The organism is Mesorhizobium sp. WSM4847, from assembly GCF_055811335.1.
In genome coordinates this window covers 341,209-367,607 of sequence record NZ_JBVVPY010000004.1, presented here as the reverse complement: position 1 = coordinate 367,607, position 26,399 = coordinate 341,209, and the positions used below count along the sequence as shown (strand labels likewise).

General features: G+C 61.8%; 29 protein-coding genes and 1 pseudogene. 23 read left to right on the top strand and 7 right to left on the bottom strand.

The window, feature by feature from the left end:
• The first annotated feature begins 322 nt into the window (after positions 1–322).
• The 6 genes from AC0L28_RS08155 to AC0L28_RS08130 all read left to right on the top strand — a co-directional run bounded on the left by AC0L28_RS08155 (position 323) and on the right by AC0L28_RS08130 (position 4,790).
• Entirely contained in the window at positions 323–865 is a 543-nt protein-coding gene (locus AC0L28_RS08155; protein ID WP_128168794.1) for a hypothetical protein, read from the top strand.
• Positions 855–1,250 carry a phage holin family protein gene (locus AC0L28_RS08150; RefSeq protein ID WP_473476659.1) on the top strand — a complete coding sequence of 132 codons (396 nt, stop codon included), beginning with the start codon at positions 855–857 and terminating at the stop codon, positions 1,248–1,250. The genes AC0L28_RS08155 and AC0L28_RS08150 overlap by 11 nt, the downstream gene beginning before the upstream one ends.
• A complete protein-coding gene (locus AC0L28_RS08145) occupies positions 1,247–2,164 on the top strand; it encodes a hypothetical protein (RefSeq protein WP_473476657.1) in 918 nt (305 codons plus the stop codon). Before AC0L28_RS08150 ends, AC0L28_RS08145 begins: the two co-directional genes overlap by 4 nt.
• Positions 2,164–2,907 carry a hypothetical protein gene (locus tag AC0L28_RS08140; RefSeq protein WP_473476655.1) on the top strand — a complete coding sequence of 248 codons (744 nt, stop codon included), beginning with the start codon at positions 2,164–2,166 and terminating at the stop codon, positions 2,905–2,907. The genes AC0L28_RS08145 and AC0L28_RS08140 overlap by 1 nt, the downstream gene beginning before the upstream one ends.
• Before the next feature lie 86 nt (positions 2,908–2,993).
• Positions 2,994–3,698: a GDSL-type esterase/lipase family protein gene (locus AC0L28_RS08135; protein ID WP_473476653.1), complete on the top strand. Its 705-nt coding sequence runs from the start codon at positions 2,994–2,996 to the stop codon at positions 3,696–3,698.
• A gap of 531 nt (positions 3,699–4,229) precedes the next feature.
• On the top strand, positions 4,230–4,790 hold the full coding sequence (locus AC0L28_RS08130; RefSeq protein WP_031257020.1) for a DUF1003 domain-containing protein: 561 nt from the start codon (positions 4,230–4,232) through the stop codon (positions 4,788–4,790).
• A gap of 108 nt (positions 4,791–4,898) precedes the next feature.
• Here the strand turns inward: AC0L28_RS08130 and AC0L28_RS08125 are convergent, their stop codons facing one another.
• The 4 genes from AC0L28_RS08125 to AC0L28_RS08110 all read right to left on the bottom strand — a co-directional run bounded on the left by AC0L28_RS08125 (position 4,899) and on the right by AC0L28_RS08110 (position 6,692).
• Entirely contained in the window at positions 4,899–5,255 is a 357-nt protein-coding gene (locus tag AC0L28_RS08125; RefSeq protein WP_473476651.1) for a hypothetical protein, read from the bottom strand.
• Between the two features lie 218 nt (positions 5,256–5,473).
• Positions 5,474–5,932, bottom strand: coding sequence for a hypothetical protein (locus tag AC0L28_RS08120; protein ID WP_473476648.1), 459 nt, complete (start codon positions 5,930–5,932; stop codon positions 5,474–5,476).
• A 148-nt stretch (positions 5,933–6,080) separates the two neighbouring features.
• Positions 6,081–6,467 carry a hypothetical protein gene (locus tag AC0L28_RS08115; protein ID WP_473476646.1) on the bottom strand — a complete coding sequence of 129 codons (387 nt, stop codon included), beginning with the start codon at positions 6,465–6,467 and terminating at the stop codon, positions 6,081–6,083.
• A gap of 12 nt (positions 6,468–6,479) precedes the next feature.
• Positions 6,480–6,692, bottom strand: a complete 213-nt coding sequence (locus AC0L28_RS08110) for a hypothetical protein (RefSeq protein ID WP_287181433.1) — start codon at positions 6,690–6,692, stop codon at positions 6,480–6,482.
• Between the two features lie 181 nt (positions 6,693–6,873).
• Between AC0L28_RS08110 and AC0L28_RS08105 the strand changes: the two genes are divergently transcribed.
• The 8 genes from AC0L28_RS08105 (at position 6,874) to AC0L28_RS08070 (ending at position 15,816) form a co-directional block, all read left to right on the top strand.
• Positions 6,874–7,023 (top strand): hypothetical protein, encoded by a 150-nt coding sequence (locus AC0L28_RS08105; protein ID WP_306455004.1) that lies wholly within the window; start codon positions 6,874–6,876, stop codon positions 7,021–7,023.
• 725 nt (positions 7,024–7,748) lie between these two features.
• Positions 7,749–8,195 carry a lipocalin-like domain-containing protein gene (locus AC0L28_RS08100; RefSeq protein WP_473476644.1) on the top strand — a complete coding sequence of 149 codons (447 nt, stop codon included), beginning with the start codon at positions 7,749–7,751 and terminating at the stop codon, positions 8,193–8,195.
• A gap of 170 nt (positions 8,196–8,365) precedes the next feature.
• Complete coding sequence (locus tag AC0L28_RS08095) at positions 8,366–9,211, top strand: class I SAM-dependent methyltransferase (RefSeq protein ID WP_128168800.1); 846 nt, start codon at positions 8,366–8,368, stop codon at positions 9,209–9,211.
• A gap of 134 nt (positions 9,212–9,345) precedes the next feature.
• On the top strand, positions 9,346–9,618 hold the full coding sequence (locus AC0L28_RS08090) for a hypothetical protein (RefSeq protein ID WP_023803782.1): 273 nt from the start codon (positions 9,346–9,348) through the stop codon (positions 9,616–9,618).
• A gap of 394 nt (positions 9,619–10,012) precedes the next feature.
• Complete coding sequence (locus AC0L28_RS08085) at positions 10,013–10,636, top strand: adenylate/guanylate cyclase domain-containing protein (protein ID WP_473476642.1); 624 nt, start codon at positions 10,013–10,015, stop codon at positions 10,634–10,636.
• Positions 10,600–12,312, top strand: coding sequence for an AAA family ATPase (locus AC0L28_RS08080; RefSeq protein ID WP_473476640.1), 1,713 nt, complete (start codon positions 10,600–10,602; stop codon positions 12,310–12,312). The genes AC0L28_RS08085 and AC0L28_RS08080 overlap by 37 nt, the downstream gene beginning before the upstream one ends.
• 284 nt (positions 12,313–12,596) lie before the next feature.
• Complete coding sequence (locus AC0L28_RS08075; RefSeq protein ID WP_473476638.1) at positions 12,597–13,355, top strand: hypothetical protein; 759 nt, start codon at positions 12,597–12,599, stop codon at positions 13,353–13,355.
• Positions 13,356–13,914: 559 nt separating this feature from the next.
• On the top strand, positions 13,915–15,816 hold the full coding sequence (locus AC0L28_RS08070) for an adenylate/guanylate cyclase domain-containing protein (RefSeq protein WP_128168803.1): 1,902 nt from the start codon (positions 13,915–13,917) through the stop codon (positions 15,814–15,816).
• A gap of 4 nt (positions 15,817–15,820) precedes the next feature.
• Here the strand turns inward: AC0L28_RS08070 and AC0L28_RS08065 are convergent, their stop codons facing one another.
• Positions 15,821–16,282, bottom strand: a complete 462-nt coding sequence (locus AC0L28_RS08065; RefSeq protein WP_051407689.1) for a YHS domain-containing (seleno)protein — start codon at positions 16,280–16,282, stop codon at positions 15,821–15,823.
• 918 nt (positions 16,283–17,200) lie between these two features.
• Here AC0L28_RS08065 and AC0L28_RS08060 point away from each other — a divergent pair.
• From AC0L28_RS08060 to AC0L28_RS08045, 4 genes and pseudogenes are all read left to right on the top strand, one after another.
• Positions 17,201–17,387 (top strand): annotated as a pseudogene (locus tag AC0L28_RS08060) (aldo/keto reductase); the annotation flags it as partial.
• Positions 17,388–17,537: 150 nt separating this feature from the next.
• Positions 17,538–18,194, top strand: coding sequence for an ABC transporter ATP-binding protein (locus AC0L28_RS08055; protein ID WP_473476635.1), 657 nt, complete (start codon positions 17,538–17,540; stop codon positions 18,192–18,194).
• Positions 18,191–20,590: an FtsX-like permease family protein gene (locus tag AC0L28_RS08050; protein ID WP_128177147.1), complete on the top strand. Its 2,400-nt coding sequence runs from the start codon at positions 18,191–18,193 to the stop codon at positions 20,588–20,590. Before AC0L28_RS08055 ends, AC0L28_RS08050 begins: the two co-directional genes overlap by 4 nt.
• Positions 20,580–21,626 (top strand): lipocalin-like domain-containing protein, encoded by a 1,047-nt coding sequence (locus AC0L28_RS08045; RefSeq protein ID WP_128168806.1) that lies wholly within the window; start codon positions 20,580–20,582, stop codon positions 21,624–21,626. The genes AC0L28_RS08050 and AC0L28_RS08045 overlap by 11 nt, the downstream gene beginning before the upstream one ends.
• A 395-nt stretch (positions 21,627–22,021) precedes the next feature.
• On the opposite strand, the gene msrA is transcribed toward AC0L28_RS08045, so the two are convergent.
• Positions 22,022–22,540 (bottom strand): peptide-methionine (S)-S-oxide reductase MsrA, encoded by a 519-nt coding sequence (msrA, locus tag AC0L28_RS08040; RefSeq protein WP_023796997.1) that lies wholly within the window; start codon positions 22,538–22,540, stop codon positions 22,022–22,024.
• 134 nt (positions 22,541–22,674) lie between these two features.
• On the opposite strand from msrA, the gene AC0L28_RS08035 reads away from it, so the two are divergent.
• Both AC0L28_RS08035 and AC0L28_RS08030 read left to right on the top strand, forming a co-directional pair.
• A complete protein-coding gene (locus AC0L28_RS08035; protein WP_473476632.1) occupies positions 22,675–22,992 on the top strand; it encodes a cold-shock protein in 318 nt (105 codons plus the stop codon).
• Positions 22,993–23,001: 9 nt separating this feature from the next.
• Positions 23,002–23,172 carry a cold-shock protein gene (locus AC0L28_RS08030; protein ID WP_473476629.1) on the top strand — a complete coding sequence of 57 codons (171 nt, stop codon included), beginning with the start codon at positions 23,002–23,004 and terminating at the stop codon, positions 23,170–23,172.
• Positions 23,173–23,320: 148 nt separating this feature from the next.
• On the opposite strand, the gene AC0L28_RS08025 is transcribed toward AC0L28_RS08030, so the two are convergent.
• Positions 23,321–24,568, bottom strand: coding sequence for an MFS transporter (locus tag AC0L28_RS08025; RefSeq protein ID WP_473476626.1), 1,248 nt, complete (start codon positions 24,566–24,568; stop codon positions 23,321–23,323).
• Positions 24,569–24,760: 192 nt separating this feature from the next.
• Here AC0L28_RS08025 and AC0L28_RS08020 point away from each other — a divergent pair, with 192 nt between their 5' ends.
• From AC0L28_RS08020 to AC0L28_RS08010, 3 genes are all read left to right on the top strand, one after another.
• Complete coding sequence (locus AC0L28_RS08020) at positions 24,761–25,420, top strand: ArsR/SmtB family transcription factor (RefSeq protein WP_027152116.1); 660 nt, start codon at positions 24,761–24,763, stop codon at positions 25,418–25,420.
• An 89-nt stretch (positions 25,421–25,509) separates the two neighbouring features.
• A complete protein-coding gene (locus AC0L28_RS08015; protein ID WP_236378022.1) occupies positions 25,510–25,821 on the top strand; it encodes an ArsR/SmtB family transcription factor in 312 nt (103 codons plus the stop codon).
• Positions 25,822–25,825: 4 nt separating this feature from the next.
• Entirely contained in the window at positions 25,826–26,311 is a 486-nt protein-coding gene (locus AC0L28_RS08010; RefSeq protein WP_023796993.1) for an SRPBCC family protein, read from the top strand.
• The last annotated feature ends 88 nt before the right edge of the window (positions 26,312–26,399 follow it).

The following is a 26,399-nucleotide window of genomic DNA, read 5'->3' as shown; positions in this document are numbered from 1 at the left end:
GCACGAAGTGGAGAACCGTTCGGCCCACGGCATCGCCGCGACCGCGGGCGTGTCAATGCTCACGCCGGTTTCGGAGATGAACGCCCTCCGGCCCGAGGCGACGGCTTTACTCCCCTTCAGCACGTCCAGGCACCCCTTAATTTGAAGCACGCTGCTGCACGACCATCTGCCGAGGATCGAGGGTGGAGAGAGATTCGCGCCGGCAAAAAGTTGACCGCTTTACAGGGGACTGCCAGGCGGCCAGACCGCTATCTACTTTGTTTGAGCAGTTCCACGGAACCAACGGGTTTTCCCGCAGTTTTGTCAGTCAATGGAGGAAATTATGAACAACCAAAACATGGAACGGGATTCCGCGCCCAAGACACCAGATCACAGTGCAAAGAAGGACGTTGGGGCAACAGTGAGCGGCGCGTTCTCCAAGGCATCCGATTTGGCTCAAGAGGCAGCCGATACGGTCAAGCAGTCGGCCGCGGATGGTGCGTCAACAGTTGCCAGCCAAGTAAAGGAAATGCTGGATCGTCAGGTCGGCAGCGGTGCCGAGGTGATGGGTCAGCTCGCAAGCTCGACAAAACGCGCTGCCGAGGACCTCGACAAAAGCGCACCGCTAGTCGCCGGTGTGGTCCGTACGTTCGCGAACCGAATCGATGGGTACGCAGACGATCTGCGGGACCAGTCGGTCGATCAGCTGGTCCGCGCCGCCTCCGATTTGACAAGGCGTCAGCCGGCATTGGTGTTCGGACTTGCCGCCCTTGCGGGTTTTTTGACATTTCGAACGCTGAAGAGCGCACCTCCGGCGTCGCCGCTTTCGAACGAGCCTATGCACGAACGTAACCGGCAAGGAGCGAACGAATTCCATGGCACATGAGCAGCTCAAGAATTCCACGCTTCCTCGCGCACTGTCCGACGTCGTCGCCGACCTTGCCGATCTTGTTCAAAAGGAGCTGCGACTGGCGCGCGCGGAGTTGTCTGAAAATCTCTTTGCCAAATTTCGGGCGGGTATTTGGATGTCCACTGCTGGCGTGCTGGGGCTGATCGCGGCATTTTTGGCAGTGCAGGCGGTTGTCTTCGGGATAGCCAGCCTTGGGATCGCAGTGCACTGGTCCTGCCTGATTGTTGCCGCCATCACGGCCGGGGCTGGAGCGCTCGCCTATTACAAGGGCCGCATGGACGCACACAAAGAGATAACGCCGACCCGTTCCATCCATCAGATCAAGCAGGACATCTCGACAACCAAGGAGCATCTCTCATGAGCCGCGAATCACGTACGGCCAATCTCGGAACGGCGGAATGGCTCATCGGCGCCGCCAAAAACAACCCGGAAGGTCTTCTCCTCGTTGCGGCCGGCTGCGCATTGTTGATGCGCCGCGGCGGGTCATCGGCCATCAGTAGCTTCTGGCATGCTGAGGAATCCCGCGGAAACAATGGCCACCGAAAGGCTCAGTCAAGGTCTTCGAGCACGCGCCCCGATGGACACGAGGCGGAAACCAGAGAAGGCGGCGCCCCAGCGGCGGTAGAGGCAGCACCTGAATATGTTTCCGAGATCGGCGAGAAGGTGGCGGCAACCGCAAGTTCCTACGCATCCTCGGCATCAACATATGCGGACGAGGCGCGGCGCAACGTCTCCCAGACATCGGAACAATTCGCCCGGCAGGCCCAATCCACTCTCCAGGATACGATGAACCGTGTGGCGCAAGAGCAGCCACTGACGCTGGCGCTGCTCGGTTTTGCCGCCGGGGCGGCTGTTGCAGCTGCCTTCCGGACCACCGACATTGAGAACCGGACCCTTGGCCCGGCCGCAGAGCAGCTGACGGACACCGCAGAAAGGGCTGGCGAACGGCTAAAGGAATCGACAGAGGAGGCGGGCAAACGTCTCAGGAGGGCAGCCAAGGAGCGCGGCCTTGATGCCGATGGCCTCAAGGAGGTTGCGAGCGACGTGGCTGGTGCGTTCGGCAGCGCCTTGTCGGGCGAGCAGCCAACCGAGTCCGCGCAGGCGCCATCCGCGAGTTCGGGTGGATCGCGCGCTCAATCGGCTCAGCGCGGCATGCCCCAGTCGGGCGGCATGGGCCGCTCGCAAGATAACTCGGCCAAATCGGACCAATCGCCACAATCGGATGCCTCTCGACCGAGCAAATCCGGACGGTCTAGCGGCAAGCGAGGCTCATAATGGGCGAGGCAAGTCTCCGCCAGCTCGAACATGATGTGGAGGCAGCCCGGGCTAGGCTCGCCGAACATCTGTCGACGCTGCGATCGCCAAATACATTGTCCGAGTTTACCGACGAGCTGAAGCAAGAGGCGCTCGAGGCAAAGGACGCGCTGGTCGAAAAAGCAAGATCGACCGCGCAGTCGACGGCGCAGGGGATCGTCGATGATCTCAAGGCAAAGGCGGCAGCCAACCCGAGCGCCGCATTGGTGATTGGGGCTGGTCTCGCTTGGCGTCTCCTGCACCGTCCGCCGATTGCAGCTGCTTTGATCGGAGCGGGACTATTCAGCCTGTTGCGGACACCTTCAATACCAGACATGGGCGAGCAAGTTGATCGTTTCTCCTACGCCACAGAGCGCTTGAAGGAGCAAGCCGGCGAGCTGGCGGAGAAGGTCGGCGAACTGGGCGCCGAGACGGCGGAAGCAGTGAAGGAGCAAACAACTGAGCTGGCCGGCGCCGTCAAAGAGAGAGTGCGGGATTGGAGCGCCGGGACGCCGAACATGATCGACGATATGCGGCAGACCTCCGGCGAGGCCGCCCAGCGAGTAGCCGCCACAACCGGCTGGGCATCATCGGCTGTTCAGGGCGTCATGAGCGATCAGGAGACTCGAGACAAACTCCTGCTGGGCGCCGCAGGAGTAGCCATAGCGGCCGCTATGGCTCTTGCGTATCAGCGGCGGGAAGAGGAGAGGACGGCGGACGATTAATACTCGAACAGCAGCCACTGAAGGCTCGCGCACGAGCGACAGTCGTGGGAGATGCCGGTCTGGTAAAGATATCGCGCAGGAGCCTGTTGCTGGCCGCCGCCGCGGGACAAGCATTTTCCACGGTGCAAACTGTTTCCGCCGGGGACGTGGGGACGATGAACAAGGTTGTGCTACTAGGCGATTCGGTGTTCGACAACAGCGCCTATGTCGCCGATGGAGCAGATCTATTGGCCCACGTTTTGCGTCAGCTCCCGATCGGCTGGTCGGCCAAGCTGCTTGCCGTTGACGGCAGCGTCATGGCGGATGTGGGCCGGCAACTGAATCACCTGCCAGCTGACGCCACTCATCTGGTGGTAAGCATGGGAGGGAACGACGCGCTCGGCGTCTCCTCCGTTTTGAACGCTCCGTCGCGGTCCGTTGCCGACACTCTGCTGAGGCTCGCCGAAATTAGAGAGCAGTTTTCCTTGGAGTATATGTCGACGCTGGATGCCGTTCTGGCTGTAGGGCTGCCGACCGCGATTTGCTCGATCTATGATGTCCGGTATGCCGACCCCGACCAGAGACGCATTGCGGTAACGGCCCTGTCGATCCTCAACGATTGCATCACACGAGCAGCCGCCGTGCGCGGCGTTCCGCTGATCGACCTTCGCATTGTCTGCGGCGAGGACGCCGACTTTGTCAACGCCATCGAGCCTTCAGAACAGGGCGGCAAAAAGATTGCCGCGGCGATCGTGTCGTTCCTTGCCAAGCACGAATTTCGAAGCGGGCGTGCCGAACTGATTGTTCGGTAGCAGCGCTGGCAGTTGCCATTCATGGTCGATCGGGCCTTCCTCGGCGTTGCGGAGGACGAGGCAGCCGCTGAGCGGGCGTTTGTGGCCCTCCCAAGCGCGGACTTGTTCTCCCCCATCATCGCATCAGATTTGGTCAATGAGAAGCGGTCCTAGCCAAGTGACCGGCGCGAACAAAACAGTTTTTGACCCGGTTCTCTTGCCCTGGTGACGCGCCTTCGTGTTCGGAGAACGAATTCGCATGGTGCCTCACCAGGATACGAAGCCAGGCGCCGAGCACTCACCACCTTCAATCCACGACCGTACGAAAGACGCTCAGCGGCCGGATCGCCCGCCCTTCCTCAGCGGCCGGATCGCCCCGCCCTTCCTCAGCGGGAAGGCTATGTCGCCGCCAAGCGTCTAAGACCCCGAAATCGCCTGGATAAATGAGGAGAGCCAATGATTAGACGGCTCCAGTCGGGAACAAAGTCGAATACCCATGATTTTGTATGCTGCCCAGAGTGGCAGGCCCGATAGCTATCCAACTGGTGTTCCATGGATTCTCCAACGTTGCCTCCGCCACCTCCGACTGAACTCAGCCAAGCACTGAAACGTAATATCCATGCGATTGAAGAGCGCTGGGCGAAGGAAGCAAGCGAGGCAACTTTGGAAGAGAAAATCGCTCAGGCGATTACTTCTTTTACGGGCAGTATGCGTTTCGTGTACCTTCACTTGGCCGTGTATGGCTGCTGGATCGTCTCGAACTTGGGCTGGATACCGATCACTCCGCCATTTGATCCGACATTCGTGATATTGGCTATGGTTGCTTCCGTCGAGGCCATATTCCTCTCGACCTTTGTACTGATCAGCCAAAACCGGATGTCAGCTGCCGCAGACAAACGGGCGGATCTGGACCTTCAGGTGAGCCTGCTGACGGAGCATGAACTCACAAAACTTGCTGAACTTGTCGATTCGATAGCGGATCGGTTGAATGTAAAACCAGCCTTAAGCGATATAGAAGTCGGCGAGATTAAGAGGGACATTGCGCCAGAAGCAGTGCTGGACGAGATCGAATCGAAGCAGCTGGAGGCTGCGGAGAAGCTGGACCAGCGCTGAATCGACACAACGCCCTAGTGCCGTGATTTCGAAGTTCTGGACTTCGGGCGAACTTCGAAGTCGAAACGACAGTCGGAATCAATGCTTCCTACTGTCGGCAATGCCGCCCTACAGGAGCTTCATATCTTCGTGGGTGGTGACCAAGGTCACTGATGTGGCCAATTTTCCTTCTACCTCGTGAACCGAGGTCTCTTTCCAGCGCGCCCTGGTCTTCAGCCAGAAAATTGCTGCAGTGACGGCCTCCCGACCTTCACCGGTCGCCTTGCGGTAGAGGCTTTCGGCGACCCGTGCGTTGGCCTTGATGGCGCCGCTCTCGAGCTCATGGGCGTAGATCGCCATAAGGTCCTGCTCGTCTGTGGCGAGCACGCAGGCGATGTCCGCCGTGCTAAGCCCGAAGCCGGCCAGCGCCTCCACCCTGGAGCTCAGTCGCCGGTTTTCCAGAGGAGCTTCGATATCGGGGCTCATTCAGCCGCGTCTGCGTCCCAGAGGGTGACCGGACGTTTGCTGGCGGCGTGCCGGCAGGAGTCTCGCCCAAGGCTGCAGGATCCGGAGCGCGAAGGATGATGCGGCGAATCTCATGCATCTGCTCGATCGGCTTGCCGTCCAGGCCTGAGTGTTCGTTGACCGAGGTCTCCTTCCAGCGTCCGCGTGCCTTGAGCCAGAAGATGGCGGCGATGACCACTTCACGACCTTCGCCCGTTGCCTTGCGGGTTCTCCGCCACCTTGGCACTGGCCTCGGTGTGGCCAAAGGCCAATTCGTGTTTATAGTGCTTGCGCAGCGTCTTCGCATCGATACCGAGCATCCCGGCAATGTCCGCCTCCGGAACACCATAGCCTGCCAGCGCCTCTACCTGACGGCGATGAAAAGCATCGGGCTGATGGCTAACAGTGCTCGCAGCCTTGCCAAAGTACGGTCTTCGTCTGCGCTCGTCAGCCGGCTGTACCTGGCGATAGGCGTCCTCGGACAGGCATATGGCCCCAGCGCCGCGACGACCTCCAGACGCGAGGAGCCGACCGCAAGTTTCCATAATATGCGGCATGGCCCTGCACCGGGTCGAGGCGCCGCCGGGCGGCAGCAATCTATTTGCCAACTCCAAAAGCTGCCAGACCGCTAATGGCCCCACCGAGACCACCAATGCCACGCTGCTGATCGCTGTCCCTTGGGGCGCGAAACTGGCTTCCAGGGTCGGGTAGCAACGCCGCCTTCGGGTTCGATGTTCACGCTCTGTGCTTCGAAACTCGCATAAGATTGCAGTGCGGAACTCAGCGGCGGACCTATGCCGGGGCGCCTCACCATAACGTCTGGCCCTTTCCCAACCCGGACGGCTTTTCGCAGAATGCTGCAACGGGTCCGGGAGCAGGCATCGTGTCTTTCGGGAAGGTTAGCGGATCGGGCCGCAGGTTAGTTCCCAACGTGCGCTGCCAGATAGGACGGAAACCGATGCCCGCAACGAAGACCAGTGGAAGGCTTTCCGAGAAGAACTTAGCCAGCAGCTTGAGGATGAGCGCCGGTTTATCGCCAATGCCGAAGCAGGGAAAACCGGCATTTGGAGCGTTCAGCCGGGCAAGGGAAAAGTCGACACCACGGCCGCTCATGTTGAGATATCGAGGCGTGCAGTCCAGGCCCTTGAGGGGTGATTGCCAAGATCGATCAGGACCATCTGGCAGAATAACCATGACCTTCGCCGGCTACCGACTAAAAGTGACTATCTGGGACAGCTCGGCGATGTCGCCATAGATTATCGAACCTTTGACGAGAAAACACTTGTCACCGAGGACTTCGAAGAGGGAGCTTGACGCGGTGCAAACCGGCAGGTTCTTCGGATTGGCGTACGTATCGAGCGTCGCGGTTTCGACCTTACGGTCCGCAGCTTCGGCATAGCTGATGCTGATCGCGATCACAGCGATAGCAAGGTGGCTCCGGGATAAGTAACGGCGGGACATGCATTAAAATAGCACCGGCCTTTGATGGGCTTCGTCCATCGATTGGATGAAGCGGTCACCTATATTAGCAATCTCTTGACTGAGGCGCCGGCCGCTCCAGACTCATGGAATGGCGCGGGGAATTGGGATTGGAGACCTGGTGGCGATCACGGCCATCGTCCGCAGGCGGGTCACTGAGGACCGCGTCAGCGTCTCAATCCCCTCTTACAATTTCCCGCATTCGATCATCGATCATACCAAGGTGAAGAAGGGGCAGCAGATCGAGCTACCGGAGAGGTCACGCGCATAGACAGGAAACCGGCAGGGCAACCGTAGACCTGGGACCACTGGTGACGGTTGACATCGACAAGATCAGGCTAGTGGAGAAATACCGGCCGCCAAAGCGCAAGAAGCCGTTGCCTGACATGGTGGACTAGCAAGCTGCGAATGGCTGGAAACCAACGCCTATCTGCCAGTCCGAACTCTCGATGAGGAAAGCGAAACCGGCGGCAACGCCTAGGGACTTCCGCGATAACGCAATTACTTAATTTGCCAGGATCGGTACTATCCAACGGCGGCGGACCCCAATCCGCCTGGCCGGCGCCGTCAAGCGTCCTTACCCCAACGCCCCCTACAAGCGGCGCCGGCCTTCCCCTTGCCAATCAGCAATCTTCGGTGGTCTTCTTCATTTGGCCGGGGGCGGCAGTCTTGGCGTCCGTGTCCTGCTGACCGGGGGCGGCTTCTTGCGCGCTGCCGGTCTGCTGGCCAGGTGCGCAATCCTTGGCCGAGTTCGGGTTCGTGCCGCTGGTGGTGGTGGTGTCAGTTCCCTGATCGGTGCTGGGCGTGGTCGTGGTCGGCGCACGATACGCGCTTCTCTCAGGATATAAGCAGTGGTGTCTCAGTTTGAATTCGGCTGTGGGTGGATTGCAGTAGCTTGCGTTGCCAAGCCGCCGATTGGATAAAGTGCATTCCACCGGAACTTGGCAATGTCAGCCTTCATGCTATTTTGCCCCCTCTTTCGTGGAGATGAGTGCCGTGTCGCAATTGGGAACTTTGCTGCTGGGATCATGGCGGATGATTTCCTGGACCTATGAGGTCCTTGTATCCGGCGAAGTCAGAGACGCTTTCGGAAAGAATCCCAGAGGCGTTATCACCTATGCTGCGGACGGCCGAGTGATGGTCCTCGTGCTTAGTGAAGATCGCATAACACCCAACGATCTTGTCCCTACTCCCGACGAAAAGATCGGACTCTACGATTCAATGTTTGCCTATGCGGGGACATACTCGGTCGAAGACGATCGAATTATTCACCATATTGACATGAGTTGGAACGCGACGTGGGAGGGCACCCAGCAAGTTCGTTTAATCAATACGGACGGTCGAATGCTGACTTATAAATCAGCCCCAGCGAAAAACCCCCTTGACGGTCGCGACTGCATTCACACCGTCAGGTTCGAGAAGATCGTTTCGCCTCATCACTAAAATGTACAACGCGCATCAAAGACCCTGCCATACGGTGGTGTCTCAGTTTGAGCTTCGGCTCACCACGCGTACCGGTCGTTGGGGTTTGGGCATACGAGCTCGTCGCCATTTTCGCTGTTTGATGGCCTAATCTGATTTTGGCGTGGCCCCAAGTCGTGGAGGTAAGTTTCATGAGCGATGCAACTTCACAGACCGTCTATTTTTATAATCGTCATCCCATCTCATGCGAAATCATCCTTGCGAAACTACGCGCCAGCCGTGGCCATCTCGACGGCTTGCGCCCTGAAGAGCTTTTTCCCCACGACCAAGATCATTATGGCGGCCTCGCCGCTACAGATGAGTTGGCGCGAGAAGCGCAGGTTAGCAACGGATCGCGCGTAGCCGATTTCTGTGCGGGGCTTGGCGGCACGGTCCGTTATCTGGCTCACAAATATGGAGCCGACGTCACTGGGATCGAATTGACGCCAGCGCGCGTCTCGGGCGCACAGGAGTTAACCAGACGAGTTGGCCTTCACGGTACTGCGCGGATTGTCGAGGGCAACGTGATGGACGTTCCGCTTCCTGACGCGAGCATGGACGCTGTCGTCAGCCAAGAAGCATTTTGCCACATTCCTGATGTGAAGAGAGCGGTTGCCGAAGCTTTTCGTATCCTGAGGACCGATAGCCGATTGGCATTCACAGATTGGATAGCTAATCAGCCGCTTACCGCTGCTGATGCGCAATTGATGAGGGAAGGAATGGCTATTCAGCCTCTTCGGACGATCCCCGAATATCGCAGTCTGGTCGAAAGCGTTGGCCTTAGAGTAATTTCGACAACAGATTTGACGGAAGAATGGGGACCAATTCTGAAGGAACGACTGGCAATGTATCAACTGCTGCGTGAAGAAGCCCGACAGGCTGGCACCCCAATGGGGCACGATGCATTCCACAAGTCCTACATCCGATTTGTTGACCTCATTCACGAGCGCAAGATGGGCGGCGTCAGGATGGTGGCTACGAAGTTGCCGCGTGATTGAGGAACGCCACGCATTACCGACTCTGCTCGCCCGCGCCGACGGGTGGAGCGGGCGGACATGCCCCGCTAAAATTGATCTAGGCTGATTTATGAGTACACGGCTTAGCTCTCGTCACTGAAACCGAGCAGCGTTGCATGGCGTATGTGGCCGTGCTCGCCACGGAGATGCTTGACGCGCAGCTTCATCCCAGGCCCGACCCATTGCGTCGCCAGTCGCTTATTCATGGCTTTCGGAGGCGGTCCGGCGTGTTTCTGGACGCGCTCCCACAATCGTTGCCGCATGCCGTGGCCCAAGGTGATGAAGGCGGAACCGACATATTTCCCGGTGCCTGGTTCGGCCAGCAGGGCGAATGCAGCCTTGCCCCGCTCGCGCTCGACGCCGAGCAGCTTCGAATTCGTCGACCGTGAAGCTTTTTGTCTTCAGCCACTTCGTCGTCGGGCCGCTGCGATACTTGCTGCCGCGGCGCTTTGAAACAGGTCCTTCGATACCGGCCTTGTCAGACGTTAGCGTGAGAACTTGAGTGCACTGCCGGCATGAGTCTGTTTTTTTGGGCCAGGAGCAGCCATTCTGAACGGTCCGCTTCGCGCCTCATCTTGGTCACACGAAGCAATTTCGCTGTTACTCGAAAGTGGACATCGGCAGCGCGAGGCATCTAGCGTTTGCACATTATGCTCGTCAGGCCACCCGCTCCACGGCCGATATGCCTCTTCCAAAGAGATTTCCGCCTACTCCATCAATTTGGGATTTTGGGATATAGTCCGGGGAACAGGGCAGCCCCCGCAGCCGAAGAGGAGAAGGGGCGTGGATACCGCGGCATGGCTACTGAGCCTCGGCCTGCAGCAATACGAGCCGGCTTTTCGCGAAAACGACATTGAAGCTGATACGCTTCCCCAGCTCACGGCCGACGATCTCGTGGCGCTCGGGGTCATATCGATCGGTCACCGCCGAAAGCTGCTCGCCGCCATCGACGCCCTGCGCGCTAGTTCGGATACAGCGGCCACCTCGACCACGAGATCCGTGGCGGCGGTCCCAGGGACAGCCCCGCCGCTTCCAGAGGCTGAGCGGCGGCAGCTAACGGTCATGTTCGTTGACGTCGTCGGCTCGACGGCACTCGCAGGCCGCCTGGATCCGGAGGACATGCGCGAGGTGATTGGAGCCTACCATCGCAGTGTCGCTGACACAGTTGGCCGCCACGGCGGCTTCGTGGCGAAGTATATGGGCGACGGGGTCCTGGTCTACTTCGGTTGGCCACAAGCTGATGAAGCCGATCCCGAGCGCGCTGTGCGCGCCGCCTTGGCTACGCTGGAGGAGGTCGGCAAGGCCGCGTCAGCCGGCGAACGGCTGGTCGCTCGCATTGGCATAGCCAGTGGTCTCGCGGTGGTCGGGACTTGCTGGGTGCCGGGGCCGCACAGGAGCAGGCGGTAATAGGCGAGACCCCAAACCTCGCCGCGCGCCTACAATCCCTCGCTGATCCTGGCTGCGCAGTTATCGACGCACAAACACGGCGGCGCATCGGCGGCTTGTTCGAGTGCCGCGAGCTTGGCGAATTTCATCTCAAAGGCCTCTCTGGCGCTTTGTGCGCGTGGCAAGTGCTTGGCGAGGCCTTGGTTGAGAGCCGCTTCGCGGCAATGCACGCGGCCTCCCTCTCGCCGCTGGTCGGGCGCGATGACGAGCTCGAGCTGCTGCTGCGCCGCTGGCAGCAAGCAAAGGACGGCGAAGGGCAGGTGGTGCTCATCTCCGGCGAACCCGGCATCGGCAAATCGCGCCTGATCGCTGCGCTCGAGGAGCGCGTGGCCGGGGAGGCGCATCTCAGACTCAAGTATTTCTGCTCGCCGCATCACCGCGACAGCGCACTACAGCCCGTCATCGCACGCTGGCAGAACGATGCGGGTTTCGTGCGCAGCGAGTCTGCGGACGCACGGCTTGACAAGCTGGAAGCCGTGCTTCTCCCACTCGGGGCAACTCGCGAAGAGGTGACGCTCATTGCCGGGTTGCTCGGCGTGCCGGGTGGAGAGCGGTATCCGCCGCTGGAACTCACTTCGGAGCGCAAGAAGGAGCAGACCTTCGGAGCATTGAACCGGTTTCTGGACGAAAGGGCACGTCGGTCCCCCGTGCTGATCCTGTTCGAGGACGCGCATTGGGCCGACCCAAGTTCGCTTGAGCTGTTGGACAGGTTAATCATGCGACTGGCCTTTTTGCCGGTGATGGTGATCATATCCTTCCGGCCAGAATTTCACGCGCCTTGGGTCGGCCAGGCTAGCGTAAGCTTGATGGCGCTGAGCCGGCTTGGTCCTCGCCAGGCGACGACGCTCGCAAGTCAGGTTGTCGTCGGTCAGGCGCTTCCGGCGGGGATGCTGGAGCGGATTGTGGCGCAGACCGATGGCGTACCTCTTTTCATCGAGGAATTGACCAAGGCTGTGCTGGAACGCGCCCGTCAGCCCGACAGCGCTGGTTCAGCGCTTTCGGTGCCGAGCACCTTGCAGGCTTCACTGATGGCACGGTTGGATCGGTTGCCGGTCGCAAAACAGGTGGCACAGATCGGCGCGGTCCTCGGCCGAGAGTTCAGCAATGAGCTGCTGGCCGCGGTGGCCGGAATTCCCGAGGCGGCATTGACGCAAGGATTGAACGAACTCGTAAGCGCCGGTCTCGCGTTCCGCCGCGGCACCCCGCCCGAACGTATCTACTCCTTCAAGCACGCTCTCGTTCAGGATGCCGCCTACGGGAGCCTGTTACGCAGCACACGACAGAAGTTGCACTCGCGGATCGCCAAGGTGCTGGAAGAGCGGGGGCCGGACGTGGTCGAAACCCAGCCGGAGCTGCTCGCCCATCACTTCACCCAAGCGGGCTCGATTGAGCACGCTGCCGATTACTGGCAGCGGGCTGGCGAACGCGCGTTCCGGCGCTCGGCAGCTGCGGAAGCCACAGGCCATCTTGCCAAGAGCATCGAACTCTGGCGAACCTTGCCGGAAGACCGCGCTCAAGCGGAGCGTGAGCTGCATCTCCAGACGATGCTCGGGCAGGCGTGCATCGCCCGCCACGGCTACGCCGCGTCGGAAACCGCCGCCGCTTTCGCCCGCGCCCGGGATTTGGTCGAGTCCTAGGCGACGTGCCACAACAGTTCCCCGTGCTGTATGGGTTCTGGGCTGTTCAATACGTCCGAATGGCGGTTCGAGAGCAGCAGAACCTCGCCCGACATATTCTCGCCTGGCCGAGCAGCACCCCGACCCGGAGCGACTATGCGTAGCGCACCGGATTTGCGGGGCGACCAACGAAATGACGGGCGAGCTGCCCGCCGCCCGGGAGCACCTCGAGCAAGCTATTGCGCTGTACGACCCGGAGCGGCACGGTTCCACAGCCTTTCCTTCGGACAAGACCTTGGGTTGCCGTGCTGTCGCACCTGGTTTGGGTGCTGTGGCTGCTGGGCTACCCAGATCAGGCATCTCGCCGGCAAGCCGAAGCACTGGCGTTGGCGCGCCGTGTTGGCCACAAGAACACGCTAGGGTTTGCCCTGATGTACAGCGCGATGGCGGGTGCCTATGGCCACAACGCTGGAATGGCCGCTGAGCACTCGGCATCCTTGCTGGAATTGGCCCGGGAGCAGAAATTTGATCTATGGCGCGCCGGCGCTACGGTGGTCAAGGGCTGGGCCACTGCTCGCCAAGGGCACGGAGCAGTCGGCACTGCGGCGATCGAGCGCGGTCTCGCGGAGTGGACGGGCAGCGGCGCAGAATGGATGCGACCATTCTTTCTCAGCCTGCTTGCCGACGCCTGCGCACTCTCCGGTGACGTGCTACGGGCGCTCGGGGAATTGGATGAGGCCATAGCGGCGGTCGAGCGGACGGGGCAGCGCTGGCCGGACGCCGAACTGCATCGATTGCGAGGGCAGTTCCTGACAGCTTTGCCGGACTGCGGAAGACCAGGCGAGGCAAGCGCCGCGTTTCAGAGCGCGATCCAGATCGCTCGGCGTCAATCCGCAAAGTCCTGGGAGCTACGCGCTGCCACCAGTCTCGCCCGGCTCTGGCGCGACGAGGGCAAGCATGCCGACGCCTGCAATCTGCTCGTGCCGGTTTATGCGTGGTTCACCGAAGGATTTGAGACACCGGACCTCAAAGAGGCCAAAGCAATGCTCGACACCTTAAAGTGAACAGAGGCCACGCTACTCTCGGGCGGCTCCTGAGCCATTGATGCCGGCCGAGACGCGCGTATTCGTCGATTTCGTGGCCGTGGCATTCAAGCGACGCCAGCGCCTCGACAAGATGTGCCGGCGGCCTCGCGTGAAGGCGTTAACCAGGCTCCGCCACTCGCTTTGCGACATGAGTGAAACGTCTGGTCATTGCCATTTCCGGACCTACACGGTGACATCCGACAACGTCGTCACGTTGATCTCCTTGCGGACCTTCGCGAGGCGAGACTGTGAATTAGCCCCGAAAGTTGAGACCCCCGGGCCGATTGGCGGCAGCAAGCGCACGACTTTGCAGGCAAATTCATAGGTTCGGTGGGCTCATCATCGGCGCCGATCCTGACCCTACTCCTTTGCAAATCAACGACTTGCCCTCCGCTAGGGGTCGGCTTTCGGTTCTGATCCACAATGCGGGTAACCCCGATCGGCGTGCGACCGACGGAGAGAGACCGGCGATTCGCCACGACGGTTCCGGCGTCGTGGGCTACAATGGCGAGAGATCCAGATCGACCGGGGAGCCGAGGTGCCAAGCTCCACAGCAGAACGTCGCCTTGCCGCCATCGTCGCGACCGATGTCGTAGGTTACTCGCGCCTGATGGGCGAGGACGAGACGCAGACGCTGGCCGCCCTCAAGGCGCACCGCAAGGAGCTGATCGACCCTCTCATCGCCGATCACAAGGGCCATATCATCAAGACGACCGGCGACGGTCTGCTGCTGGAGTTTCCCTCTGTCGTTGAGGCGGTGGCCTGCGCCGTTGCCGTGCAGTGCGCCATGCTCGAGCGAAACAGGGCCGTTCCGGAAGGACGACGCATCGAGCTGCGCGTCGGCATCAACATCGGCGACGTCATCATCGAAGACGGCGATATCTTCGGCAATGGTGTGAACGTCGCTGCGCGTCTCGAACAGATCTCGGAGCCGGGCGGCATCTGCCTCTCCGACGATGCCTACCGGCAGGTGCGGGACAAGCTCGACATTGAGGCGTTCGACGCCGGCGAGCAGCACCTGAAGAACATCGCCAACCCCGTCAGGATCTACCGGATCGCCCCGGCTTCATCAGCAACAGGGATCAAACGGGTTTCCGGTATTCGGGGCGGCAGGGCGAGCAGACTTCGGCTGGCGATGGCCGGTCTGGCCGTGATCCTCATCGCCATCGCAGCCTTGGCCATCTGGTCCGGTCTGGGCCGAGCCCCTGCCCCAGAACAGCAAGCCGCGAGTCCCGCGACAATCAAACCAGACAGCGGCCCTACACTTCCCATCGTCGCCGTGCTGCCATTTACAAACCAGACCGGCGACGAGGCACAGGAGTACTTCGCCGACGGCGTCACCGAGGAGGTGATCAATGCCCTCGGCCGCTTCAAGAACTTGCGGGTGATCGGCCGCAATGCCGTCTTGCGGTACAAGGGTGGGCAGGCGCGGCAGGCCGAAATCGCCTCCGAACTTGGCGCAGCATACATGGTTGACGGCAGCATCAAAGCATCCAAGGACCGCGTGCGGATCTCCGCGCAGCTGACTGACGCGGACGCTGCTACCGTGTTGTGGTCTGATCGATATGATGGCGAGCTGTCAGACCTGTTCGAATTTCAGGACAGCATCGCGCGGCACATTGCTGGCACGCTGGCGGCCAATATCACTCAGGTGGAGGTGCAGCGTCATTTCAAGGAAGCCAGACCAGACCAGAGCGCCTTCGACCTCTTGTTGCGCGCCCGAGCTGTCGGCCATGCCGCGTCTCGGACTGCCAACCGACAGGTTCGAGAGTTGATGACCAAGGCGATCGAACTGGATCCGAATTATGCCACCACCCATGCTCTTCTAGGCGAAGCCATTTACTCGCAGGTGGTTCTGGGCTGGACGGAGTTCCCCGACCGCGAGCTTGCCCGTGCCGAGAAACTCGCCCGCCGTGCTATCGCGCTCGCTCCCGATGAGCCTGATGGGCACCGCACCCTTGGTCGCATCCTGCTGATCCGCACCGAATACGATCAGGCGCGCAACGCGCTGCAGCGTGCGATCGATCTCAATCCGAGTGACGCCAATGCGTTGGCGGTCCGGGGAACCCTCCGTTCGTTTGATGGGGACCTTCCCGGCGCCATCCAGTCGCTTGAGCTGGCTTTGAAATACGATCCGATGCTCCAGCCGAACTACCATTTCGATCTCGCGATCAGCTACTATCTCGCACGCCGGCACGAAGATGCCCTGCGTGTCGCCGAACGTGGAATCTCCCGGTTTCCGAATTTCCCGATGTTCAATGTCCCGGCCGCAGCGGCAGCGGCACAGCTTGGGCGCCAGGAGCAGGCGGCCCTCTACGTTACCGAGATACGGCAACGCCTGCCGCAGCTCGATATGAGCTTTGACTTTCTTGGCTCGCGCTTCAGAGATCCGGCCTATCCGGCGTATCTGAAGGAGGGACTCAGGCGGGCGGGCTTGTGAGGCGCTATTGCGGTGGCCATTTAGGAAGATCCGGCAATCGCGGATAATTCGCGTCTGCGTTGCTCACCATAACCGCCGGATCGGCAGCAAATTTCCCTGGACCGGCCGGTCCTCCGAAAACGTACAGGCGGCCTTCGTGAATCACCCAATTGTTCGGATCAGCAACCAACCTGTAGCCCCTCGACAGTGCCGCAGTGCACCAATTTTGGTACTGTGGCAGATATCGATCAGGGTCGGCCTTGAAGAGATCGAGGTGGAGCGTCGAGGCGAAGCGGTACAAGGCGCCATCCAATTCATACTGGTACTGCGGATCGCCGATCATCGGCTTGGCCTCGGTGAAGTAGGCTACAGGGTCGTAGCCCTTGATGGCGAGGCGGTCCTCCTCGCTATGGGCAGCGGTGTCGAAAGCGAAAGACAAAGCGCCAGACAGTCCGATCAGGACGGCCAACGCATCGCGCCTGTTCATTGACGTCAACTCCCTTGAACGTGAGCAGCATCAGCCGGCGGCAGAGGCGGTGGCAGATTGTGCTCTCGTCACATGCGGAACGGCCCCGCTCATAAGGGCCGGCCGCTATCGGCATAGCTGGAAGATTACGCCTCGCGTTCGCCCGTGGCAACGCGCATATATGCACCCCAACTAAAATAAGCTTGCGCCAATCTCGTCGCGGGAGCAGCTATATCCGCGAGCGCGGATGTAGCTGTGGCCGCCGGCAGCCGTGCATTGCCCGGGCGTTTCGCGATTCGGCCACGTGCGGGAATGAAATTCTCGATGACCGGTTAAAGCAATCGCTTGGTAAGCACCTCCTCACAATCGGGTGCCTATCGCGGTTATTCGCGCCTCGCGCTGAGAGCCAAACTGTCCTGTTTGCAGACCTTCGGGCCGGACCCACGAAAGTCGCCTTCGGGTCACGTCACGACGTTACTCGCACCGATTTGAAGGTCAGCTATTGAAGATCCGAGGGCCAAAGCTGCCAGTCCGCTGTCGGCCCCTAATGCGACACATTTGGTTCTCGGCTCGGAAGGGTCGCTCTTGGCGCAACTGAGCCCATGACGAACAGCGGATCCCAGCATGTGCGCGAAGTCATTATGGCGTGTTCGATGTTTGTTCGCCCAAAGTCGCATAAGGTTGCATTGTGGAGTGTATAGCATCGTCGATCCGGTGGTTAAGCCATGGGTCGAATCTCATTCTTCCCCAGACGCACGAACGATCTGTCACCGGCCTGCGAAAAACGCCTTCGTGCACTCCCTGTCCTGCCCTGTTTATTGGGTAGAACCCGCGAAGACTTATCTTTTCCAGACTATGCGCGGAGGCCGGAGTTCAGCGATGGCGGTTGAATGAACATCACCCGCAGGGACATTCGTTAAGGTGGCCGCTGGCTCCCCGATGGCCCTCGCCTGGCCGGGAAAGACGCTCGCCGCGACGCCCGCCCCGCTGACGCGCACCATCCCTTCCACCGGCGAGGCGATTTCGGCGGTCGGGCTTGGCACCTGGATCACTTTTCAACCTTGGCGACGACCCGGTGCTGCGCGATGAATGCGCCGACGTGATCGCCGCCTTCTTCGAAGTGGGCGAGAAGGCAAAGCCTGGTGGTTGGTTCTACGCGACAATTGTCGGCTTCCCGCTTGAAACCAGCTGCGGTCTTGCAGGGCAGCAGCGCTTCCTCTGGGGAATTATCAACTGCAGCGCTTTTCCTTTTCGCCACAGACTGTAGCTGTGGTGCATGCTGCTTTCGATCGAAGACCTGCTGAAATCCTATCCCGGCCCGGAAGGCCCGGTGCCGGTCCTGCGGGGCGTGACACTCTCGCTCGACGCCGGCGAGACGCTGGCCCTGACCGGCGAATCCGGTTCGGGCAAGAGCACGCTGCTTCACCTCGTGGCAGGACTGGACGCTGCCGACGGCGGGCGCGTCGGGCTTGATGGGCAGGAGGTCACCGCGCTCGACGACAGTGGTCGCGCCCGGCTCAGGCGAAGCACGGTGGGCATCATCTTCCAGCAGTTCAATCTCATCCCCTCCCTGGACGTCGCCGCCAACATCGCCTTTCAGGCACGTCTGATCGGCACGCCGGAACCGCAGGAGCTTTCACGACTGGCCCACGCACTGGGCCTGGAGCCGCAACTGCGGAAATACCCCGAGCAGTTGTCCGGCGGCCAGCAGCAGCGCGTGGCGATCGCCCGCGCGCTCGCGGCGCGGCCGAAGCTGATCCTCGCGGATGAGCCGACCGGCAACCTCGACGAGGCGACGGCTGACGGGGTGATGGGGCAATTCCTCGCGCTCGTGGCGGAGACCGGCGCAGCGCTCCTGATGGTCACCCACTCCCCGCGTCTTGCAGCACGTCTCGGGCGCCGGGCGCATCTCAGCCAGGGCCGCCTTGCATGACCGGCGCTGTTCTCGAGGCATTGGCTTCGCACTGGCGACGCAACCGGCTTCAATTGCTGACGCTGGTGCTCGGCCTCGCGCTGGCGACGGCCCTCTGGTCAGGCGTGCAGGCGATCAACGCCGAGGCACGCGCGAGCTATGATGCAGCTGCCGCTACGCTGGCCGAAGGCCGGTTCCACCAGCTGATGCCGCGCGAGGGGGATTCCATGCCCCAGGCGCTTTTCGTCGCGTTGCGCCGTGCCGGCTGGCTGGTCAGTCCGGTGGTAGAGGGAAGGCTACGCGTCGGCGGCACCGCCGTGAGGCTGGTCGGCGTCGATCCGCTGACCGCGCCGCCAAGTTCCGCTGCAAGCGAAGCACTGGCCCGCACCGACCTCAACCGCTTCTTGCGCGCGGAAACGCTGGTCGCCGGCCCGGAAATGGCCGCGCTCCTTGAGGCGAACATGCCCAACCCGGTTCTGGTCGATCAGGCGGTCGCGCCGGGCAGCGTGCTCGCCGATATCGGCGTCGTCCAGAAGTTGCTTGGCCGCGCCGGGCGCATCAGCCGCCTGATCGTCCTGCCGGAGCAGCCCTTGCGGCAACAGCCGCTGGCGGATATCGCACCGGACCTCGTACTCCAGCGTGCGGACGGTGCGACCGATGTCGGCCGGCTCACCGACAGCTTCCATCTCAACCTCACGGCGTTTGGCTTCCTCAGCTTCGCGGTAGGCATCTTCATCGTCCACGGTGCGATCGGCCTTGCTTTCGAGCAGCGGCGTGGCGTGATCCGCACCCTGCGCGCCCTCGGCGTGCCGCTCCGCCGCCTGGTCGTCCTGATGATCGCCGAGCTTGTCGTGCTGGCGACGCTTGCCGGCGCGCTCGGCATCGCGCTCGGCTATCTCATCGCAGCGCTCCTGCTGCCGGACGTGGCCGCGACGATACGGGGCCTCTATGGCGCCGAGGTCGCAGGCACGCTACAGATCCGCCAGGCATGGTGGCTTTCGGGAATCGCCATGGCGCTCGGCGGCGCATTGCTCGCCGCCGCGAGCGCGTTGTGGCGGCTGGCGCGGATGCCGGTCCTTGCGAGCGCCGGCGGCCGCGCCTGGGCGTTGGGCTCGGGACGGACGCGAACGCTCCAGGCTTCAGCCGCGGTCGTGCTGCTCGCGGCGGCGGGCGTGCTGGCCGTCACTAGGGGCGGGCTGGCCGCCGGCTTCGCGCTGCTTGCCTGTCTACTGCTCGGCGCAGCACTTGCACTGCCGCCTTGCCTGGCGGCAATCCTTCGTCTTGGCGAAGCACAAGCCGTTCGCGCCATGGCGCAATGGTTCTGGGCCGATACGCGTCAGCAACTGCCCGGCCTCGGGCTTGCACTGATGGCCCTGCTGCTAGCCATGGCTGCGAATGTCGGCGTTTCCACCATGGTCTCGAGCTTCCGCCTGACCTTTGTCGGCTTCCTCAACCAGCGCCTGTCAGCCGAACTGTACGTCGATGCGGACGCGGTCACGGACCGGGCGGCTCTGGAACGTTTTCTCGAGGCGCACGCTGACGCCGTGCTGCCGATCATGTCGGTCGAAGCGACGCTCGCCGGCTTGCCGGCGGAGATTTTCGGGGTGCGTGTCGGCTACACCTACCGCGAAAACTGGCGCTTCCTCGACGCAATCCCCGCCGTCTGGGACGAGATCGAAGCGGGCAGGGCGGTCGTAATCAACGAGCAGCTCTCGCGCCGCGCCGCGCTGCACGTCGGCCACACGCTGGCGCTCGGCCCCGGGCTGTCTCTGCCGGTCGCGGGCGTCGTCGGCGATTACGGAAATCCCATCGGCCAGGCCATCGTCGGCGAGGCGCTGTTTCGCCAGACGTTCCCGGCCATCGAGCCGAGCCGCTATGGCGTTCGCACCGGCAATCCTCAGGGCCTGCGCCGCGCGCTCACGGAGGCGTTCGACGTTCCACCCGCGCGCATCATCGACCAGGCGGCGATCAAGGCGTTCTCGCTGTCGGTGTTCGAGCGCACCTTCTCCGTGACTGATGCGCTGAACGTGCTGACGCTGGCGGTTGCCGCGTTTGCAATCCTGATGAGCCTGCTCACGCTGGCGGCGATGCGACTGCCGCAGATGGCGCCCGTATGGGCGATGGGGACCACCCAGCGCCGGCTTGCCGGGCTAGAAATCCTGCGTACCGTCCTGCTTGCCGCGATCACGGCCGTGTTGGCCTTGCCGCTGGGCCTGGCGCTCGCCTGGGTCTTGCTTGCCATTGTCAATGTCGAGGCGTTCGGCTGGCGCCTGCCGATGTACGTGTTTCCAGTCGAATACATCCGCCTGATGCTCTTCGCGCTCGCCGCCGCGCTGCTCGCTGCGCTCTGGCCAGCGTGGCGGCTGTCGCGCATGGAGCCGACCGGGCTGCTGAGGATATTCGCCAATGAACGCTAGGGCGCTCATTTTCCTGCTGCTGGGTGTCGGCAATGCCTTCGCCCAGGGCTTTGCCGGGCTCGGCACAGACGCCGAAGGCTTCGCCGTTCCGGAACCGGGCAAGCGGTTCGAGTTCCCGCAGGATCATGGAGCCCATCCGGACTACCGGATCGAGTGGTGGTATCTGACCGCGAACCTCACCGGGCCCGACGGCGCGGACTACGGCCTGCAATGGACGCTGTTCCGCTCGGCGCTCGCGCCGGGCGAGGCCGAGGGATGGGAGAGCCCGCAGGTGTGGTTCGGCCATGCCGCTGTGACCAGCGCCGCGACCCACCTCTCCACGGAGCGTTTCGCGCGCGGCGGCATCGGCCAGGCGGGTGTGATTGCCAAGCCCTTCGCGGCCTGGATCGACGCCTGGCAGATGGAGGGCGACAGCCTGGACCGACTTCAGCTCAGCGCGACCGGCAATGACTTCGCCTACGACATCGCGATGCATGCCGAAGGCCCGCTCGTCTTCCACGGCGCCGGCGGCTACTCGGTCAAGTCGGCAAAAGGGCAGGCGAGCTACTACTATTCCCAGCCCTTTTTCTCAGTTGAGGGAAAGATTCGTCTGCCCGAAGGTGAGATCCGGGTGCGCGGCACCGCGTGGCTCGATCGCGAATGGTCGTCGCAGCCGCTGGCGGACGACCAAAACGGTTGGGATTGGTTCTCGCTTTCCTTTGACACAGGCGAGAAGCTGATGGGTTTCCGCCTGCGCGATGCCGCTGACAGCGGCTTCACCTCCGCCACCTGGATCGCGGCGGACGGTGCCGTGACGCCCTACGGCGACGGCAAGCTCGTTGCGACCCCGCTGGAGACGAGCTGGGTGGAGGGGCGCGAAATTCCTACGCGCTGGCGTCTCGTCTTGCCCGACCGTGCGCTCGACGTCACCGTCGGCGCGCTCAATTCTCAGGCCTGGATGGGTCTCAGCATCCCCTATTGGGAAGGTCCGGTGCGGGTGGCCGGCACACACCCTGGCAAGGGCTATCTCGAGATGACGGGCTACCAGCGGCGATGACCGTGGACCCCGGCTGTGCCTGCGCGTCAGATCGTCATGGGCAACTCCCGGGATACCAAGTCGCGGCGCGATAGTTAGCGATGCGGTATATCGGATCACCCAGCATTGGCTATTGTTGTCGCTTGTCAGTTAATTGTAAGAATGCGGCGATTTGGTTGAGCCTTGGCATTTAATTGTGAGAATCCAGGTGATCTGATTCTCAAATTAACTGCATTTGAGACGAGACTCTCGACCTGCGGGCTTGGGCTATCATGTTCTCGGCAGCGTCAGTGAATTATTCGCAACCGCTTTGGACGTGACGCCATGGGCTAGGCCGCCACAGCACTGGACGGTCCGCGCTCGGTCCCCGACGGATTCCGCGAACTGGCCGAGAAGGAGTTGTAAAGTGCGGCTGCCTACCCCGCGCGGCGAATTTCCTCTCGCTTCGGAAGCTTCCAGTTTGGTCTTGGGAAATGACAGGTGTAGCCATTGGGATAGCGCTCGAGGTAGTCCTGATGCTCCGGCTCGGCCTCCCAGAAATCGCTGACCGGCGCCACCTCGGTCACGACCTTACCGGGCCAAAGCCCGGATGCTTCGACATCGGCGATGGTGTCTTCCGCAACGCGCTTTTGCTCGTCGTCTGTATAGAAGATCGCCGAGCGGTAGCTCGCGCCGACGTCGTTGCCCTGGCGGTTGCGCGTCGTTGGATCATGGATCTGGAAGAAGAATTCCAGCAGATCGCGATAGCTGATCGTGTCTGGATCGAACACGATCTCGATCGCCTCGGCGTGGCTGCCATGATTGCGATAAGTAGCGTTAGGCACCTCACCGCCAGTGTAGCCGACGCGGGTGGAAATCACGCCGGGGTAGCGGCGGATCAGATCCTGCATACCCCAGAAGCAGCCGCCTGCAAGCACAGCGCGTTCGTTCGTCATGGTCTCTGACCTCCTGAATTTGGGCTCATCGCCAATATAGGCATTGTTGGCGTCTTTTTTCAGTCGCAGGCCATTTGACACAAACGCGTCGCCCGATGAAGATTATCCTGAACAGCTAGCGCAGTGCGCGCGCCATGTCAGTCGAGACGATCATGGGCAAGTATAGAGACCAACGCGAGCCACGTAGGCGTCGGTATGACGATGACCCGGTTTCCTTTTCGGAACGGACTTCCGAACCGAGCTACTTTCAACGCCCGTCGACCGTAACGGCAGAGCCCGTCGACGCCGAGGTGATCTGGTTCAATACCAGCAAGGGTTTCGGCTTCGTCAAACTGTCCGATGGCACGGAGGCTTATCTCCACATCCGAGTGTTGGAGGCTGCCGGAAGCCGCGCTGTTGCCGAGGGGACACGTCTCAAGGTCGCGGTTGAAGAAAGTCCAAGAGGTCGTTAGGTCGTGCACGTGCTGGAGATCAGCGATCAGATCGTGAAAACGCCGGCAGATGCGCGCCTTGCTGAGGGTTCCATCGCCGGGAAGGGTGGTGCGCAACTGGAGAGCGAGGGGACGGTCAAGTGGTACAATCCCGAAAAAGGCTTCGGCTTCATTGCTCCCGATAACGGGGCGCGCCAATAATCTCAATCAGTTAGCGGCGCGACACCGTTTCAAATCGGTTTTTGAAACGGTTTTGAACGGCCGGATGCTTTTTCGTGTGATTTCGCGCGAGTGGCACGTCAGGAACCCGACGCTGGCGCGGCGGAGGCGGACGCATCCGGGGCGACGTTCAACTGCTTCGTCCGGCATGACCTTCGCGCATCATGAAAGCGACCACGGTACCGGACAGGAAAGTGAGGGCGGCGATCGAGGCAATCGCCCACGCCAGGCCGAAGAAGTCGGCGATCAGTCCCGCCGACAGCGCACCGATCGCGTAGCCGAGATCGCGCCAGAAGCGGTAGACGCTGAGCGAGCGGGCGCGCCATGAAGGATGCGACGCATCCGATACCGCGGCGATCAGGCTCGGATAGACCATCGCCGTGCCAAGTCCTAGCAGGAGGCAGGCCACCAGCCACCAGCCGAAATTCGCGGTCAGCGCCGTGAGAAAGAGCGCCGCCGCCTGCACCCACATGCCGGCGACGATCAGGCCCTTGCGGCCCCAGCGGTCGCTGAGCGGTCCCGTCACGACCTGCAGCACACCCCAGGTGACGGGATAGACGGCCTTCAGAATGCCGATGCGCTCCACGCCAAGCCCGCCGGCTGCGAAGAAGAGCGGAAAGATGCCCCAGCTCATGCCGTCATTGAGGTTGTTCACCAAACCGGCCTGCGAAGCGGCAAAGAGGTTGCGATCCCGAAAAGAGGTCAACGCAAAGACCTCGCGGAAGGAAAGGGGTGATGCCTCGCGCGGATGGTTCGCCAGTTCTGCGCGCACATGATCGCGCGTGTCGCGCACGAGCAGGATCGAGAGCACCGTGCCCACCACCGCGTAGCCGACGCCGAGATAGATCGGGATTGGTCGCAGACCGTAGCGGCTGGCGAGATAGCCGGTGAGAAAGGCGGTGATCCCGACTGCGAGGTAACCGGCAAACTCGTTGAGCCCTACGGCGAGGCCACGCCCCTTCGGGCCGACAAGGTCGACCTTCATGATGACGGTCATCGACCAGGCGAAGCCCTGGCTGATGCCAAGCAGCGCGTTGGCGGCGATGACCCAGTTCCAGTCTGGCGCCCAAATGATCATGAAGGGCACCGGCAGGCCGAACAGCCAGCCGAGAACCAGCACGCGCTTGCGCCCCCATTTGTCGGCGAGCTGTCCGGAGACAAGGTTGGCCAGCGCCTTGACGACGCCGAAGCTGACGATGAAGGAGACGACCAGCGTGGTCGAGGCGAGCCCGAATTCCTCTGAGCCGATCAACGGCACGACGGTGCGTTCGATGCCGACCATGCCGCCGACGAATGCATTGATAAGCACAAGCAGCGCGAACTGCCGCCAGTTGGCCTTGAGACCGAGGCTCACTGCTGGCGCCGCGATCGTTGTCATGCGGCACCGGCATTGATGGCTCGGGTGCGTGCGGCCATCACTACATCAATCCCGTTCGGGAGCCGTCAGAGCCGGAGCCAAGGCTGCTAAGCGATTGAAGGGGCTTCTCGGCCACGGACTTGTCTCCTCGGGGGCCGTGTGATACGCATCATTCAATAATTATGTTGAATGACTAGCGTGGCTGCTACCCTGATGTCAATCCGCAATCCGAAGCAGGCACTTTACGAGCAGTTCGCGGTTGTCGCGAAGGCTCTGGGCAATCCGCAGAGGCTGGAACTGATCGAGCAACTCGCGCAGGGTCCGCGCAGCGTGGAAGCCTTGGCCGCCAAGCTTGCGCGTCCGGTGGCGAATGTCTCGCAGCATCTCCAGGCGATGCGCCGCGCCGGACTCGTGACGTCAGAGCGCGATGGCAAGTTCGTCAACTACCGGCTCGCAGATGAAAGCGTACTTGCCGCCTTCGCCTCCATTCGAGTCGTTGCCGAGCGGCATTCGGCCGAGGTCGAACGCATCGTGAGGGGCTATTTCGACCGGCGCGACGATATGGAGCCCGTGTCCCGGGAAGAACTGGCCGCGCGAATGAAAGACGGGCTCGTTACAGTCATCGACGTCCGACCGCCCGATGAGTTTGCGCTCGGACATCTGCCGGGCGCGATCAACGTCCCCCTCGGCCAACTGGAGCAGCGGTTGACCGAACTCGAGGCGAAGCCCGAGATTGTCGCCTACTGCCGCGGACCGTGGTGCGTGATGTCATTCGAGGCGGTCGCATTGCTGCGTGAGCACGGCTTCCGCGCACGCCGCATGGAAGATGGCCTGCCCGAATGGCGTGACGCGGGCTTAGCTGTCGAGGCTTGATCGACTTCAACTTCAAAGTCCCCCTCACTCAGTCCTTTTTGCCGTAGCAAGGTTGACTCATCACGTTAGTCCGTGCTAACGCGTTAGTGGTGACTAACGTGAACAACAGCTGGACCGCCCTGGGCGACCCCACCAGGCGCACGATCTTCGAACTCTTGGTCGAGCATCCGCGTTCGGTTACCGAGTTGGCGCGTGCCCTGCCGGTGACCCGGTCGGCGGTCTCGCAGCATCTGAAGGTGTTGAAAGAGGCAGGGCTCGTTGCAGACACGCCGGCTGGCAAGCACCGCATCTACCGCGTCGAACCCGACGGGCTGGCGGCGCTTCGCACAGAGCTCGACCGGTTCTGGATGAAGACGCTCGCTGCCTTCAAGCAAGCTGTCGAACAACCGCGAAAGGAGTGAAAAAATGAACACGCAAGCAGCAGACACCTTGGTAAGGCACTCGATCGTGGTCGAGGCGCCGATCGAGCGCGCCTTCGAGGTCTTCACGGAGGATTTTGGCAAGTTCAAACCCAGGGAGCACAATCTGCTTGCCGTGCCGATCGCCGAGACCGTGTTCGAGCCGCGCGTCGGCGGCCATATTTATGATCGCGGCGCCGACGGCAGCGAGTGCCGCTGGGCGCGCGTGCTGGCTTATGAGCCGCCGCACCGTGTGCTGCTAAGTTGGGACATCAGTCCGCAATGGCGGTTGGAGACCGATCCGAACAAGGCCAGCGAGTGGGAAGTCCGCTTCACTGCCGAGACGGCTAATCGGACCCGCCTGGATCTCGAGCATCGCAAACTGGAGCGCCACGGCGCCGGCTGGGAAAGCGTGCGCGATGGTGTCGCCGCCGATCAAGGCTGGCCGCTCTACCTGCAGCGATACGCCGACCTGTTCGGGCGTCGGGCGTGACGGCCACATCCGCAAGCATCAGACCGAATCCGGTCTCGCGGCCTGCAATCCCGTAAGCTCAGGAGTTATTCGCGGTGGCGACACTGCC

What these genes read in the sequence shown, in the direction of transcription:
- AC0L28_RS08155 (WP_128168794.1), top strand. Translation starts at nt 323, where the DNA reads ATGAACAACCAAAACATGGAACGGGATTCCGCGCCCAAGACACCAGAT.
- AC0L28_RS08150 (WP_473476659.1), top strand. Translation starts at nt 855, where the DNA reads ATGGCACATGAGCAGCTCAAGAATTCCACGCTTCCTCGCGCACTGTCC.
- AC0L28_RS08145 (WP_473476657.1), top strand. Translation starts at nt 1,247, where the DNA reads ATGAGCCGCGAATCACGTACGGCCAATCTCGGAACGGCGGAATGGCTC.
- AC0L28_RS08140 (WP_473476655.1), top strand. Translation starts at nt 2,164, where the DNA reads ATGGGCGAGGCAAGTCTCCGCCAGCTCGAACATGATGTGGAGGCAGCC.
- AC0L28_RS08130 (WP_031257020.1), top strand. Translation starts at nt 4,230, where the DNA reads ATGGATTCTCCAACGTTGCCTCCGCCACCTCCGACTGAACTCAGCCAA.
- AC0L28_RS08125 (WP_473476651.1), bottom strand. Translation starts at nt 5,255, where the DNA reads ATGAGCCCCGATATCGAAGCTCCTCTGGAAAACCGGCGACTGAGCTCC.
- AC0L28_RS08115 (WP_473476646.1), bottom strand. Translation starts at nt 6,467, where the DNA reads ATGGTTATTCTGCCAGATGGTCCTGATCGATCTTGGCAATCACCCCTC.
- AC0L28_RS08095 (WP_128168800.1), top strand. Translation starts at nt 8,366, where the DNA reads ATGAGCGATGCAACTTCACAGACCGTCTATTTTTATAATCGTCATCCC.
- AC0L28_RS08090 (WP_023803782.1), top strand. Translation starts at nt 9,346, where the DNA reads ATGGCGTATGTGGCCGTGCTCGCCACGGAGATGCTTGACGCGCAGCTT.
- AC0L28_RS08065 (WP_051407689.1), bottom strand. Translation starts at nt 16,282, where the DNA reads ATGAACAGGCGCGATGCGTTGGCCGTCCTGATCGGACTGTCTGGCGCT.
- AC0L28_RS08055 (WP_473476635.1), top strand. Translation starts at nt 17,538, where the DNA reads ATGCTGCTTTCGATCGAAGACCTGCTGAAATCCTATCCCGGCCCGGAA.
- AC0L28_RS08050 (WP_128177147.1), top strand. Translation starts at nt 18,191, where the DNA reads ATGACCGGCGCTGTTCTCGAGGCATTGGCTTCGCACTGGCGACGCAAC.
- AC0L28_RS08045 (WP_128168806.1), top strand. Translation starts at nt 20,580, where the DNA reads ATGAACGCTAGGGCGCTCATTTTCCTGCTGCTGGGTGTCGGCAATGCC.
- msrA (WP_023796997.1), bottom strand. Translation starts at nt 22,540, where the DNA reads ATGACGAACGAACGCGCTGTGCTTGCAGGCGGCTGCTTCTGGGGTATG.
- AC0L28_RS08035 (WP_473476632.1), top strand. Translation starts at nt 22,675, where the DNA reads ATGTCAGTCGAGACGATCATGGGCAAGTATAGAGACCAACGCGAGCCA.
- AC0L28_RS08025 (WP_473476626.1), bottom strand. Translation starts at nt 24,568, where the DNA reads ATGACAACGATCGCGGCGCCAGCAGTGAGCCTCGGTCTCAAGGCCAAC.
- AC0L28_RS08020 (WP_027152116.1), top strand. Translation starts at nt 24,761, where the DNA reads ATGTCAATCCGCAATCCGAAGCAGGCACTTTACGAGCAGTTCGCGGTT.
- AC0L28_RS08010 (WP_023796993.1), top strand. Translation starts at nt 25,826, where the DNA reads ATGAACACGCAAGCAGCAGACACCTTGGTAAGGCACTCGATCGTGGTC.